Below are 13817 nucleotides of genomic sequence, written 5' to 3'. Positions count from 1 at the left end.
GAGATAGCCTTCACATTCCCGGACACTGGGCCTTTGCCGCTGATGGAGAAGAGGTTGCTATGACAGCCATGTTTGTGTCCGCTGATTGGTTGAATGAACATTACCACGAAGAGCGTTTGCAGGTGCTGGATGCCCGCATGCTGCCGCCAGGTCAGGAAGCGGTGCGCGATATCACGGCGGAGTATCTGGCCGGGCATCTGCCGGATGCGCCTTTTTTCAACATCGAAGCGCTGTCCGATCACACCAGCCCGTATCCGCATATGATGCCGCGCGCAGAGACCTTTGCCGTGGCGATGCGCGAGCTGGGCATCAGCCAGGATAAGCATCTGGTGGTGTACGACGAAGGCAATCTGTTTTCCGCGCCGCGCGCCTGGTGGATGCTGCGCGCCTTTGGCTGTAAGCAGGTGTCGATTCTGGCGGGCGGCCTGCAGGGCTGGAAAGCCGCTGGCTTCAGCCTGGCTACCGGTCCGGTTGATTTGCCTGAGGGCGAGTTCGACGCGCAGTACGACAGCAGCCAGGTGAAGCGCCTGACCGATGTCCTGCTGATCAGCCACGAGGGCGGCGCGCAGATTGTCGATGCGCGCGCGGCCAACCGTTTCAATGCCGAAGTGGATGAGCCGCGTCCCGGCCTGCTGCGCGGCCATATCCCGCACAGTCTGAATATGCCGTGGAACAATCTGGTGGCCAACGGTGAGCTGAAACCGGCCGCCGAGCTGCGCGATCTGTTTGCAAAGGCAGGGATTAAGCTGGATCAGCCGATTGTCGCCAGCTGCGGCTCCGGCGTGACGGCGGTGGTGGTGATTCTGGCGCTGACCGCACTGGGCGTGCGTGATGTGACGCTGTACGACGGTTCGTGGGGAGAATGGGGCAGCCGCGACGATTTACCGATTGAGAAATAAGTGTATCCGGTCGCCGTAAGGTGCGCGTTGTCGGATGTTGTGCACATTTATCAGGTCGCCGTAAGGTGCGCGTTGTCGGATGTTACACACATTTATCCGGTCGCCGTGAACGGCGACCCTACGTGTAGGGTGCGCATTTATGCGCACCTGGTAGCATCGGTGCGATTTACCGGCGCACTGATGCGCACCGGCACTAGATAATCCGCTGGCTGCCTTTGAAATCGCGCAGGAAACTGCCCCAGCGGCGCTCATAAAACGGCGTAATGTGCGCGGTGAAGAAATGGCTGACACCCTGCTCGTTGCTGACCACTTCACAGATATCAATTGGCGCGTCATCGGGCAGCGTATCGGTCGCCACGCTGCCGGCCGCCTGAATAATCGCATCAATATCGCTGTCGGCTTCAATCCCAATCAACAGATTCGCCTGTTCATCGGCACGCTCACGAATGCTGGCAACGTAGGCGCGACGCACCTGTTTGTATTTCGCAAACAGCTGGGTCAGCGAATCGATCATCTGCGCTGGCGGCTCGGCCACTTCTGAAAGAAGCAGCGCATGACCGCCCTCCAGCACCGTTTGCTGGCTCAGCGCACTGCCCTCTTCGCCCAGCAGATGCGCGATCTCACCGGGTGAAAACTCTTTGCCGGCCGGCAGTTTTGGATTGAGGAACAGCGTTTCGCCCAGCGTCATTTCAAACAGCGTGCGCGTCGGTAAACGCAGGTACGGCTGCTCACCCTGGATGGCTTCGCTCATCGCTGCTTCTGAGGTAAAGAAAGGGATCACGCTGCCGCCGCCCTCTTTCTCCCAGTGCTGTAATTCTACCGGCGAGGTGGCATCAAACTGCTCCGCGGGACTTTCGCCCGGCACCCAGACATCGGCCTCCAGCAATAGCTGGAAAAATTCCGGACGGTGCGCAGGCTCGGTGGCCGCCAGCTTCAGCACCTCTTCAAGACGGTTACTCATAAGGGATAGGCTTCCAAAAAAGACGGCAGGTTGCAGCCTGCCGTTGTCGGGATTATTTCAGTAACAGATTGGCAATGGTCCGCACGCCAAGGCCTGTCGCACCGGCGGACCACTGATCGACCGCGCTTTTGCGATAGGTCGCGGAGCAGTCAATGTGCAGCCAGCCCTGCTGATAGTTGCTGACGAACCATGAGAGGAACGCTGCCGCGCTGCTGGCGCCCGCTGCATGTGCCGCGCTGGCGATGTTATTTAGATCGGCAAAGTTGGACGGCAGGTGGTTGCGGTGGAATTCGGCCAGCGGCAGACGCCAGAAGGCTTCATTCTCGCTGGTGGCGCTGCCCAGCAGCGACTCCGCCAGCACGTCGTCAAAGGTAAACAGCGCATGGTAATCGTTGCCCAGCGCGGTTTTCGCGGCACCGGTCAGCGTGGCCGCATCAATCAGCAGCTGCGGACGCTGTTCGCTGGCGTCGATCAGTCCATCGGCCAGCACCAGACGCCCTTCGGCGTCGGTGTTCATCACTTCCACCGATTTCCCGTTGCGATAGCGGATGATGTCGCCAAGGCGGAACGCGTTGCCGCTTACCATGTTATCGGCGCAGCACAGGAACAGCTTCACGCGTTTATCCAGGCCGCGCGCAATCGCCAGCGCCAGCGCACCGGTCACCGTTGCTGCGCCGCCCATGTCGGATTTCATCGAATCCATAAACGCGCTCTGCTTCAGGCTATAACCACCGGTATCAAAGGTGATGCCTTTGCCCACCAGGCAGGCGTACACCGGTGTGCTGTCGTCGCCGCCGGGGTTGAAGTCCAGCGTCAGCAGCACCGGCGGACGCGTCGAGCCGCGGCCTACGGTATGAATTCCGGCATAGCCCTGCTCACGCAGATCCTCACCTTTGATGATGCGATAGCTCACCGCGTCACCGCCTACTTCGCTGATCAGATCGATGGCGCTGTGCGCCAGCTGCTCCGGACTGAGATCTTCCGCGGGCAGGTTGATGGTGTCGCGCACCCAGTCAACGATCTTCAGGCGACGATCGAATTCGGCCTGATCGGCCTCACTCAGCGTCGGCCATTCGACCTGACGCTGGCCTTTCGGGCTGCGGAAACCCTGCCAGAACGCCCAGCATTTCTCCAGATCCCAGCCTTCGCCGCTCAGCGCGACGTGGCGGATGCCCTGACCGTCCAGCTTGCGTCCGGCACGTTGAATGCTCATCAGCGCATCGGCACCGGTCAGGTGAACGGTCATGCCACTTTCATTGCTGCTCAGCAAGGCTTTCTCGCCCCAGCGCGCGTCGGCGGCCTGGGAGCTGAGCGTAATCGTCATGGGTTGTGTTGTCATCGCGTGGCTCCGTTTGCGTTTGTTATCCCTGCGCACTGACCGGCGCAGGGCGAAAATTTAGCGGGAAGTGGCCGGCGTCAGCGCCCGTAAGCGCGTTACCGCCTTATGTACCACCCCTATGGCATAATCGATCTCTTCCTGCGTGGTAAAGCGACCCAGCGAAAAGCGCAGCGAGCTGTAAGCCAGCTGCTGATCCACGCCCATGGCGCGCAGAACGTAGGAAGGTTCAAGGCTGGCAGAAGTACAGGCGGATCCCGACGACAGCGCCAGATCTTTCAGCGCCATGATCAGCGATTCGCCATCGACGTGGGCAAAACTGATATTGAGGATATTCGGCGCGCCCTGTTCGAGTGAACCGTTGAGCTGTACGTCGCTTAGCGTGCTGATGCCCTGCCACAGACGATGGCGCAGCGTAGCCAGGCGCGCGCTCTCGTCCGCCATCTCTTCGCGCGCGATGCGATAGGCTTCGCCCATGCCGACAATCTGATGCACCGGCAAGGTCCCCGAACGCATGCCGCGCTCGTGACCACCGCCGTGCATCTGCGCGTCGATCTGCAGTTTTGGTTTACGCCGCACCCACAGCGCGCCGATGCCTTTCGGCCCGTACAGCTTGTGCGCTGAGAACGACATCAAATCCACCGGCAGCGTGCTGACGTCGAGCGGCAGCTTGCCCACGCTTTGCGTGGCGTCCACGTGGAACAGGATGTCGCGCGCGTGACACAGCGCGCCCAGCGCGGCGATGTCCTGAATCACGCCGGTTTCATTATTGACGTGCATCAGCGACACCAGCACGGTGTCGTCGCGAAGTGCCGCTTCCAGCATCGCAGGCGTGACGATGCCGTCCGCACCGGGCTGCAGAAAGGTGACCTCAAAGCCTTCGCGCGCCAGCTGAGCACAGCTGTCGAGCACCGCTTTATGTTCGGTCTGACTGGTGATGATGTGTTTACCGCGCGACTGATGCTGCTGCGCCGTGCCTTTGAGCGCCAGGTTATCGGCCTCGGTGGCACCGGAGGTAAACACGATTTCGCGTGGATCGGCGTTGATCAGTTCGGCAACCTGGTTGCGCGCCACGTCAACGGCCTCTTCAGCCTGCCAGCCAAAACGGTGGGAACGGGAAGCGGGGTTACCGAAGGTGCCATCCAAAGTGAGGAACTGCATCATTTTGCTGGCGACACGCGGATCCGCAGGCGTTGTCGCTGCGTAATCCAGGTAGATCGGTAATTTCATTGCGCTAAAACTCCGTATAAAAAATCATACGTCTTTATAGCACGATTCAGCCTCTCCTGGGTTAACAGCAGAGGCTGAACGGGAGAGGATCAGGCGCGCAGATTGACGTTGATGGTTTCCTGCACGCGATGCTGCTGGAAGCGACGGTTATCAACGCTGTTCTGGCGATCGGCCACGTCGAGGATCTCCTGGTTATTCACCAGTTCCGCCAGCGTGATGTTGTTGAGGAAATCGCTGATGCGCTCGCTCAGGTCGCGCCACAGAACGTGGGTCAGGCAGCGCTCGCCGCCCTGGCAACCCTCTTTACCCTGGCATTTGGTGGCGTCAACGGATTCGTCCACCGCGGTAATCACCGCGCCGACCGCAATCGCGCCGGCGTCTTTGCCTAACAGATAACCGCCGCCCGGACCCCGCACGCTGGCCACCAGACCGTGCTTACGCAGACGCGAGAATAACTGCTCCAGATAGGAGAGCGAAATGCCCTGACGCTCTGAAATATCGGCCAGCGGTACCGGGCCCTCGTGCGAGTGCAGGGCAACGTCCAGCATAGCGGTTACGGCATAACGTCCTTTGGATGTCAGTCTCATAGCATACAACCTCGTAAGCGTCCGCCAGCGAGTCGGCGGGTTATCTGAAGAATGGAGGCCAGTCTGACATTCCCGAGTATTTTGGTCAACTATTTAACCGAGTATTTCGCTCAACTATTTAACCTGGTGTTTTACTCAACTATTACCCTTGTCGTTTTTGGGTTTTTCAAACGACGACAGCATGCCGCGCAGAATGTTGAGTTCGTCGCGCTCCGGACGCGCACGGGTATAGAGGCGACGCAGTTTGCTCATCACCTGGCTCGGTGTGCCCTGGCGGATAAAACCGCTGTTCAGCATCATCTGCTCGATGTGCTGATAGAAGCGCTCCAGATCGTCAACCAGCGGATACGGTGAGGCTTCATACTGCGGCTGCGGACTGGCTTTCTCCTGCGCGTCCAGCCACGCCATGCGCACTTCATAGGCAATAATCTGCACCGCCATCGCCAGGTTGAGCGAGCTGTACTCCGGGTTGGCCTGAATGGCGACATGATAGTGGCACTTCTGCAGCTCTTCGTTGGTCAGGCCCACGCGCTCGCGACCAAACACCAGCGCCACCGGCGCCTGCTGGCCCTCTTCCACGCTTTTGATGCCGCATTCACGCGAGTCAAGCATTGGCCACGGCAGCGAGCGCGAGCGTGCGCTGGTGCCCACCACCAGGCTACAGCCGGCAATCGCCTCATCCAGCGTATCGACGATCTTCGCCTCACCGATCACATCGCTGGCACCGGCAGCCAGTGAAATAGCCTGCGAGTCCGGTTTCACCAGCGGATTGACCAGATACAGGTTGCTTAAGCCCATGGTTTTCATGGCGCGGGCAACGGAACCCATGTTGCCGGTGTGCGAGGTTTCTACCAGTACGATTCGGATATTTTGCAGCATAATAGATAGCGATAAGGAAATGATGGCGCGCATCCTAACATAAAAGCAGGACATTTGCTGAACACCCTGATATACTCCGCGCCGTTTTCACCCCGTTCTTTAACATCCAGTGAGAGATACCGATGCATCCGATGCTCAACATCGCCGTGCGCGCAGCGCGCAAGGCCGGAAATTTAATTGCCAAGAATTATGAAACCCCGGACGCCGTCGAAGCCAGCCAGAAAGGCAGCAACGACTTCGTTACCAATGTTGACCGCGACGCAGAACGTCTGATTGTCGAAGTGATTCGCAAATCCTACCCGCAACACACCATCATCACCGAAGAAAGCGGTGAGCTGGCGGGCGACGATCAGGATGTTCAATGGGTAATCGATCCCCTGGATGGCACCACCAACTTCATCAAACGTCTGCCCCACTTTGCTGTTTCAATCGCCGTGCGCATCAAAGGCCGCACCGAAGTGGCGGTGGTTTACGATCCAATGCGTAACGAACTGTTCACCGCGGTACGCGGTCAGGGTGCGCAGCTTAACGGCTATCGCCTGCGCGGCAGCACGGCGCGTGACCTCGACGGCACCATTCTGGCTACCGGCTTCCCGTTCAAGCTGAAGCAGCACGCCACGCCGTTCATCAACATCGTGGCAAAACTGTTTACCCAGTGCGCTGATTTCCGCCGTACCGGCTCTGCTGCGCTGGATTTGGCCTATGTGGCCGCAGGTCGCGTTGACGGTTTCTTTGAGATTGGCCTGAAGCCATGGGATTTCGCTGCCGGTGAACTGCTGGTGCGTGAAGCGGGCGGTCTGGTGACCGATTTCACCGGTAACCACGGCTATATGCTGTCTGGCAACCTGGTGGCCGGTAACCCGCGTGTGGTGAAGGCGATGCTGGCCAGCATGCGCGAAGAACTGAGCGAAGCGCTGAAGCGCTAAGCAAAAAAAAGCGGCTGAATCAGCCGCCTTTTTTATTACCGACGCTCGTGGGTTAACACGGTGCGCGGCTGGGTACGCCGACCGACACCGCCGAGGACCGCCGCCAGCACCGCCTCGATCAGCATCATGAAGAAGGCAAACCAGCTGGCTTTCGCCGTTGCCGCCGCGGCTTTCTCTGCGGCTTCACGCGCTTTCTGCTCCGCTTCCTGCTTCAGCTGCTGATATTTCTGCATCGCCTGTTGATAGCTCTGCTCAGTCTGATTGACGATCTGTTCCGCTTCCTGATCGCTTTTTCCGGTCCGCGCTTTAATAATGTTTTTCAGCGCATCACGGTCTGCAGCTTGCAGCGTATCGGCATGACGACTCAGTACACCACGGATCCAATTGGCAATATCATTGTCGGCATTCTGTGGATTCTGTGCCGTCTGTTTCGCCTGGTTTTGCGCATTATTCGCTTCGCTATTTACATCCTGCTGTAAATTTTCCGGCTGCAATTCCGGTTTGCCCGTCTGGCGCAGCGTGGTCTGCAATTCATTTTGCAGATCATCAAGGTTGATATTATTTTCCTGCAGCTTCTCTTTCGCCATATTGGTTACCGAAGGTGCTACCGCAGAAATACCGTTACCCAGGGCGTTAAAACCGGAGCCTAAAATATTAAAGGCGCCACCGATAATACCGCTGGCAAGTGAGATCGCCAGCCACAGCGTAATCAATGTGCTGACGCCAAACATCAGCAGCCCGTGCAGCGCACCTTCGCGCTGTGCCAGCCGCCCGGCAACGTAGCTACCGACCGCCAGCGCAATCAGCATGCTGACGCCGGTCCAGATCAGCGCACCAGTGCCAAGGTGCTCCAGCGGATTTTGTTCCTGCTGCGGATCGATAGTCGTGGCCCCGATCGCTGTCCCCAGCAGCCCCAGCAGAATATGAATGATTAAGGCCGCAATCACCCCTGCAAATACGGCACTCCAGGAAATGCGTTTTAACGGAACACCGCCATGCGTTTCCACTACCGTTTCCGTGCTGCCATTATTAGTCCAGGTTTCAGGCATATTTATTTCCTCGCAAACATTGACGATAAAGAGTAACGCATATAAGAGCACACCCTGTCTTTTTGATATTATCTAGCGTAGACAGAGAAAACTCTTTTCACCAGATCGCCAGGCAACAGAAATTTAACTATGCGTAACGGGCAGAAAAAAACGCAGCATATTCAGTGAACATGCTGCGCTTATTTTTTAAAGCGTATTAATTAAAAAGGACGCAGACCGCCACCGAAGCCGGGCGTAGCACTGTGCCATAAAATAAAGCCGGCCAGCAGCAACAGCAGGCTGCCAGCCAGCATCACGGCCGGCAACAACCATTCCGCTGCCCCTCTGCTGCTGACCCTGCCGAGGCGCACCGCCAGCACGCGCGAGCGCTGCACCAGCAAACCCAGCAGCGACACGGTGAGCGCGGTGCCCAGCGCCATGGTCAGCGCCGAGGCCACGCCCCAGCCATATACGCCAATCACTTTGGCAAACAACAGCATCATGATGGCACCGGAACAGGGCCGCAGCCCCATCGACAGCACCACCAGCGCCTGGGTTCTGCCGCTCACCGCACCGGCCAGCTGTTGCGCGCTCGGCAGGTGGGCATGACCGCAGCCGCAGTCAGCATGGTGCTGATGATGCGGCCGTACCGCGCGAATCTGGAGCCCGGTTGCCGGACGGAACGCGCGGCGTAACCCCTGTAGCGCGCGCCAGCCAACCCAGACGCCGAGCGCCATCACCAGCAAATAGCTGCCTTTCTCCAGCCAGTAACTGGTGAGATGCAGCTGGCGCGAGGAGGTTTGCAGCACCACCAGCATCAGCGTCACCAGAGCAATTGCCACCGCGCCCTGCAACAGCGCCGCCAGCAGCGTCAGCTTCATGCTGGTTTTCAGCTGCGCCGGATGGGTAGCGAGAAAAGTGCTGATCACCACTTTGCCGTGGCCCGGCCCCAGCGCATGCAGCACGCCATAGGCAAGGCTGAACAACATCAGCGTGACACCGGCCTGCTGCGGCTGCTGCGCCACCTGTTGCAGGAGCTGCGTCATCTCACGGTGCAGAACCTTCTGCCACAGTACGCTTTGCAGCAGAATCTGCGGCCAGTGCAGCCACAGCAACGCGCCCGCGCTAATCAGCAGCGCAGCCAGCAGCCACAGTGGCCACCAGCGACGGGAAGCGCCAGGCAGTGAAATCAACGACATGTCAGGGTTACCGTCTGGGCAAACTGCTGGCCGAGATCCATATCCTCGGGCGGTGCGTCAGCTTTATCCAGCGACAGCGCGTACTGTTTTAGCGAGTCATCCGGTTTGGGCGTGTGTAAGTCAAACTGGCAATGGGCTTTCACGGTCTCATCCATGGTGATGGCTTGCGGATTGTCATAATACATATCAACAAAGTAACTGGGATCGAAGGTCTGGATGCGGTACTGCCTGGCGCTTAACGACTGCGGTTCGCCGAACGGCACAATGAACTCCAGCACTGCTTTGTTGCCCTTGCGCGACAGCTGATACTCCTGCGGCAGGTTGAGAAATTTCACCCGATTTTTATCCTGCCACACTTCGGTAAAATAGTGCTGGCCCAGCACATTGGCCATTACCTGTGCCGCCAGCTTTTTCCACACCACCTCGCCGGGTTTGGCGTTGCCGGCATCGTACAGCAGATCGGCGGAGGTGATTTCATCCATGGTCCATACCATCTTCATCGCGCTGAGATGATCGTCCTTACCGATCAGTTCGGTCTGCATATCAATAAAGCTGTGTGGATGCGCCCACACGGCGCCGCTGAACAACAGCGTAAAGCTAACGAGCGCAATTTTCATATGTTATAAAGTAACAAATTTTAAAGTCAGAAGGATACCGGGCCAGAAAAAACTGTGACCCGCCCTGAAGCTCTGAACAAAAGTCATGACAAAGGCCAGGGTCAGCGCGTGGAGTTGGCTATTCTTAGCTGAAAAATGACCTGCGGATAACACGATTGATGAGTTCAGCGCATTCTACTGCTCCCCTCTTCAGCCGCGCCCAGCGTCGTTGCCATCTGCTGTTGCTGCTGTTTCTGCCTGCTCCCGCGTTAACGCTTGAAAAGCTCTGCCAGTTGAATGGCGTGGACCCTGTTGTCGCCCGACAGGATATCGCGGATGTCGGAGATGAGATACAGCGCTTTCACCAGCTGGAATTACACCAGATGGTGGATGGCAGCTTTCGCATTCATGGCACGGAACTGGACCGGCGTCTGTGCCTGCTGCACTGGCTGCGCCGCGCGCTGCGCCTGTCGCAGGATTTCGTCTGCACCCATTTTGCGCCGGCACTGCGCCAGCGGCTGAAGGTGCTGAAAATCGAGAAAGCGCTGTGGGATGAAACCAATCTGCAGGCGCTGATCCAGCACTGCAGCCTGCGGCTGGCGCGCGATTTCACGCCGCGCGACCGGCTGTTTCTGCAAATCTTCATGAAATATGCGCTGTGTCAGCGTCAGACGGCGCTGTTCAGCGAGCGCCAGCGCGCCTGGCTGGCGGCGAAGATTGAACGTAGCGCAGCGGATGACGTGATCCATCACTGGCAGAAACGTTGCCATCTGGCACCGGACGTCAGCGAAACCGATTTCTGGACGCTGCTGTTCAGCCTGATTCACGCGCCAGACGGCAGCCAGCTGGCGGACAGTCAGGCACACAAGCTGATGGCCGCGGTGGAAGCGCTGATTGCCCGCTTTGAGCAACTGGCGCAGACGCGCATCAAAAATCAGCAGCAGCTGAAGCTGCAGCTCTATACTCACCTGGCGCAGGCGCTGGATCGCAGCCACTTTGCCATCGGCATTGATAACAGCGTGGCGCTGGACGTGGCGCGTCTCTATCCGCGCCTGCTGCGTACCACGGCGCGCGCGCTGCAGCACTTCAGCAGCGATTTCGGCACGCAGTTTAGCGCGGAAGAAGTGAGCCTGGTGGCGGTGCAGTTTGGAGGCTGGCTGATGCAGGAGAGCGCGCTACAGGAGAAACAGGTGCTGTTACTGACCGGCGCTGACGCGGCGCTGGAACAGCTGCTGGAGCAGCAGCTGCGGGAAATGATGCTGCTGCCAATCAATATTACCTATCAGGATATGCTGCACTTTCAGCGTGAAGGCGCACCGCGCGATGTGGCACTGGTGGTAACGCCCTACGCCACCGCCCTGCCGCTCTACTCGCCGCCGCTGATCCACGCTGAGCTGCCGCTGAGCGATCACCAGCAGCAGCGCATTCGTCAGCTGCTGGAGTCTTAAGCTGCGCGTGGCCGCAGGAACAGCGCCGGCAGCGCCACCAGCGCCATCACCCAGAACAGCTGGCCGTGCAGGTGAGTAAACAGCACGCCGCAAACCATCGTCATCACCGCGATGCCGCCGCCCATTGCCAGAGCCGAATAGAGCGACTGCAGACGAATCACTTCTGCGCCTTTGCGCGCAGCAATAAAGCGCATCGCCGCCAGATGGCAGACGGTAAAGCTGCCGCAGTGCAGAATCTGCGCCACAATCAACAGCGGTAGCGCTGTGCTGGCACCCAGCAGCGTCCAGCGCACCAGTGCGCACACGCCGGACAGCAGCAGCAGATCGCGCGCGCTCCAGCGGCGAAATAGCCGGTTACTCAGGGCAAAAATTACGATTTCGGCCACCACGCCCAGCGACCACAGGTAGCCCACGACTGACGCGGAGTAGCCCGCTTCCTGCCACCAGATGGCGCTGAAGCTGTAATACGCGGCATGCGCGCCCTGCATCAGCGTTACGCACAGCATGAAACGCCAGACGCTGTTCTCGCGCAGCAGGTCGCGCCATGCCGCCCAGCCACCGCTCACGCCCTGGCGTAGCTCACCCTGCGGTCGGGTTTGTGGCGGCAGCAGCATGCCGGACAGCATCGCCAGCGCACCGACGCTCAGCAGCAGCAGAATCACCTGCGATGACCAGGCGCTGACCAGCATACCGGTAAGCGCCGAGCTGATAACAAACGCCAGCGAGCCCCACAGCCGTACCGGACCATAGGCCAGCCCGATTTGCTGTGTCCAGATGGCCGCCAGCGCATCACTCAGCGGCACCAGCGGTGAGAAGAACAGGTTAAAACCAATCATCACCAGCAGCAGCCACAGCCACTGACCGCCCAGCCAGAAACCGAGCGCGAACAGACAGGTCACCAGCGCCAGCAGGCGCAGCGCAACAATCAGCTGTGCTGGATTTTTCACCTGCGAAGCAATCAACAGGCTGCCGGCAAAGCGCGCCACCATGCCACAGCCGAGCAGCAGGCCAATTTTTTCCGCATCCAGCCCGTTGCCTTTCAGCCACACGCTCCAGAACGGCAGATAGATGCCATAGCAGAAAAAGTAGGTGAAGTAGCTCAGTCCCAGCCACCTGGCCGATCCGATGGTCATGTTTCCTCCTGTTGACGCTCCGCCGTGCGCGGAATGGCCGTTACTTTCTCAAAGCCGCCTGCGAAAGGGAATAAAAAAAGGATGGCTTGCGCCATCCTTCTTCATACTGCGGGTTTAGCGCTAATCAGGCATAAACCGGCAGACGGGCACAGATATCCAGCACTTTCTGTTTGGTGCGCTCGATAGTGGCTTCGTCGTTGATATTGTCGAGAACGTCAGCGATCCAGCCCGCCAGTTCGCGCACTTCCGCTTCTTTGAAACCGCGACGGGTCACTGCTGGCGTACCGATACGCACACCGGAGGTCACAAACGGGCTCTTCGGATCGTTAGGTACGCTGTTTTTGTTCACGGTGATGTTGGCGCGGCCCAGAGCGGCATCCGCCTCTTTACCGGTCAGACCTTTGCTCACCAGATCGATCAGGAACAGGTGGTTGTAAGTACCGCCTGAGACGATGTTGTAACCGCGCTCCAGCAGCACTTCCACCATCGCTTTGGCGTTCTTCGCGACCTGCTGCTGATAAGCCTTGAACTCCGGCTCCATGGCTTCTTTGAACGCGACGGCTTTACCGGCGATAACGTGCATCAGCGGGCCGCCCTGACCACCCGGGAACACCGCGGAGTTCAGTTTTTTGTACAGCTCTTCGTCGCCGTTTTTCGCCAGGATCAGGCCACCACGCGGACCGGCCAGCGTTTTGTGCGTGGTCGAGGTCACGATGTGCGCGTGTGGTACCGGGTTCGGGTACACATCAGCAGCGATCAGACCGGCAACGTGGGCCATATCAACAAACAGCCATGCGCCGATGCTGTCGGCGATTTCACGCATTTTGGCCCAGTCGCACACGCCAGAGTAAGCAGAGAAGCCGCCCACGATCATTTTTGGCTTGTGAGTCTGCGCCAGTTCGGCCAGCTCTTCGTAATTGATTTTGCCGGTTTCATCGATGCCGTAAGGGATAACGTTGTACAGCTTACCGGACAGGTTGACCGGCGAACCGTGGGTCAGGTGACCACCGTGTGCCAGGTTCATGCCCAGAATGGTGTCGCCCGGCTGCAGCAGCGCGGTGTACACCGCGAAGTTAGCCTGGGAGCCGGAGTGCGGCTGCACGTTAGCGTAATCCGCGCCGAACAGCGCTTTGGCGCGATCGATCGCCAGCTGCTCAACGATATCCACATATTCACATCCGCCGTAGTAGCGTTTGCCCGGATAGCCTTCGGCATATTTGTTGGTGAGCTGTGAACCTTGCGCCTGCATAACGCGTGGGCTGGTGTAGTTTTCCGAAGCAATCAGTTCAATGTGCTCTTCCTGACGCACCTTCTCCTGCTCCATAGCCTGCCACAACTCGGCATCATAATCGGCAATGTTCATATCACGCTTTAACATCCGCATCTCCTGACTCAGCAACTTTTTAACGGCAGTTTAAGCCCCGGCTAAGGGGCGAAGGCCAACAGTGTAAACGGTTTTGCCAGGGGACGGTAGCGCCAATCCCCTCTTTTTACGCAAACGATTGGCAAGGCGCTGGCACGGGATTTTTACGCTTTTTAGACGGGGAAGAAAACCGGATATTTGTTCATCAGCAGCGGGAAAATTTTTCAGCTTT

General features: G+C 58.6%; 13 protein-coding genes. 3 read left to right on the top strand and 10 right to left on the bottom strand.

What is annotated here, in order from left to right; translation table 11 throughout:
* Positions 1-59: 59 nt before the first annotated feature.
* Positions 60-899 (top strand): 3-mercaptopyruvate sulfurtransferase, encoded by an 840-nt coding sequence (gene sseA / locus AC6I79_RS05260; protein WP_238561648.1) that lies wholly within the window; start codon positions 60-62, stop codon positions 897-899.
* A gap of 193 nt (positions 900-1092) precedes the next feature.
* On the opposite strand, the gene sseB is transcribed toward sseA, so the two are convergent.
* The 5 genes from sseB to trmJ form a co-directional block, all read right to left on the bottom strand.
* Positions 1093-1860: an enhanced serine sensitivity protein SseB gene (gene sseB / locus AC6I79_RS05255; protein WP_058758294.1), complete on the bottom strand. Its 768-nt coding sequence runs from the start codon at positions 1858-1860 to the stop codon at positions 1093-1095.
* 52 nt (positions 1861-1912) lie between these two features.
* Positions 1913-3199, bottom strand: coding sequence for an aminopeptidase PepB (pepB, locus tag AC6I79_RS05250; RefSeq protein ID WP_058758293.1), 1287 nt, complete (start codon positions 3197-3199; stop codon positions 1913-1915).
* Between the two features lie 57 nt (positions 3200-3256).
* On the bottom strand, positions 3257-4426 hold the full coding sequence (locus AC6I79_RS05245) for an IscS subfamily cysteine desulfurase (RefSeq protein ID WP_498027605.1): 1170 nt from the start codon (positions 4424-4426) through the stop codon (positions 3257-3259).
* A gap of 89 nt (positions 4427-4515) precedes the next feature.
* Complete coding sequence (gene iscR, locus AC6I79_RS05240; protein ID WP_031279392.1) at positions 4516-5013, bottom strand: Fe-S cluster assembly transcriptional regulator IscR; 498 nt, start codon at positions 5011-5013, stop codon at positions 4516-4518.
* A 135-nt stretch (positions 5014-5148) separates the two neighbouring features.
* Positions 5149-5892, bottom strand: a complete 744-nt coding sequence (trmJ, locus tag AC6I79_RS05235) for a tRNA (cytosine(32)/uridine(32)-2'-O)-methyltransferase TrmJ (protein ID WP_031279390.1) — start codon at positions 5890-5892, stop codon at positions 5149-5151.
* Between the two features lie 122 nt (positions 5893-6014).
* Here trmJ and suhB point away from each other — a divergent pair, with 122 nt between their 5' ends.
* Positions 6015-6818, top strand: a complete 804-nt coding sequence (gene suhB / locus AC6I79_RS05230; RefSeq protein ID WP_058758291.1) for an inositol-1-monophosphatase — start codon at positions 6015-6017, stop codon at positions 6816-6818.
* A 35-nt stretch (positions 6819-6853) separates the two neighbouring features.
* Here the strand turns inward: suhB and AC6I79_RS05225 are convergent, their stop codons facing one another.
* The 3 genes from AC6I79_RS05225 to AC6I79_RS05215 form a co-directional block, all read right to left on the bottom strand.
* On the bottom strand, positions 6854-7867 hold the full coding sequence (locus tag AC6I79_RS05225; RefSeq protein ID WP_059009926.1) for a hypothetical protein: 1014 nt from the start codon (positions 7865-7867) through the stop codon (positions 6854-6856).
* A 200-nt stretch (positions 7868-8067) separates the two neighbouring features.
* Positions 8068-9045 (bottom strand): nickel/cobalt transporter, encoded by a 978-nt coding sequence (locus tag AC6I79_RS05220; RefSeq protein WP_159378624.1) that lies wholly within the window; start codon positions 9043-9045, stop codon positions 8068-8070.
* Positions 9036-9662, bottom strand: a complete 627-nt coding sequence (locus AC6I79_RS05215) for a DUF1007 family protein (protein ID WP_058758288.1) — start codon at positions 9660-9662, stop codon at positions 9036-9038. The genes AC6I79_RS05220 and AC6I79_RS05215 overlap by 10 nt, the downstream gene beginning before the upstream one ends.
* Positions 9663-9820: 158 nt before the next feature.
* Between AC6I79_RS05215 and csiE the strand changes: the two genes are divergently transcribed.
* Positions 9821-11089 carry a stationary phase inducible protein CsiE gene (gene csiE / locus AC6I79_RS05210; RefSeq protein ID WP_058770857.1) on the top strand — a complete coding sequence of 423 codons (1269 nt, stop codon included), beginning with the start codon at positions 9821-9823 and terminating at the stop codon, positions 11087-11089.
* Here the strand turns inward: csiE and AC6I79_RS05205 are convergent.
* Both AC6I79_RS05205 and glyA read right to left on the bottom strand, forming a co-directional pair.
* Positions 11086-12222, bottom strand: coding sequence for a 3-phenylpropionate MFS transporter (locus AC6I79_RS05205; protein WP_159378625.1), 1137 nt, complete (start codon positions 12220-12222; stop codon positions 11086-11088). The two genes, csiE and AC6I79_RS05205, sit on opposite strands and share 4 nt — an antisense overlap.
* Before the next feature lie 124 nt (positions 12223-12346).
* Entirely contained in the window at positions 12347-13600 is a 1254-nt protein-coding gene (gene glyA / locus AC6I79_RS05200) for a serine hydroxymethyltransferase (RefSeq protein WP_021506540.1), read from the bottom strand.
* Positions 13601-13817 lie beyond the last annotated feature (217 nt).

This window comes from gamma proteobacterium symbiont of Scutellera amethystina (assembly GCF_059730845.1).
Note: the sequence above shows the minus strand (reverse complement) of the source record. Positions and strands in the feature narration are given on the sequence as shown.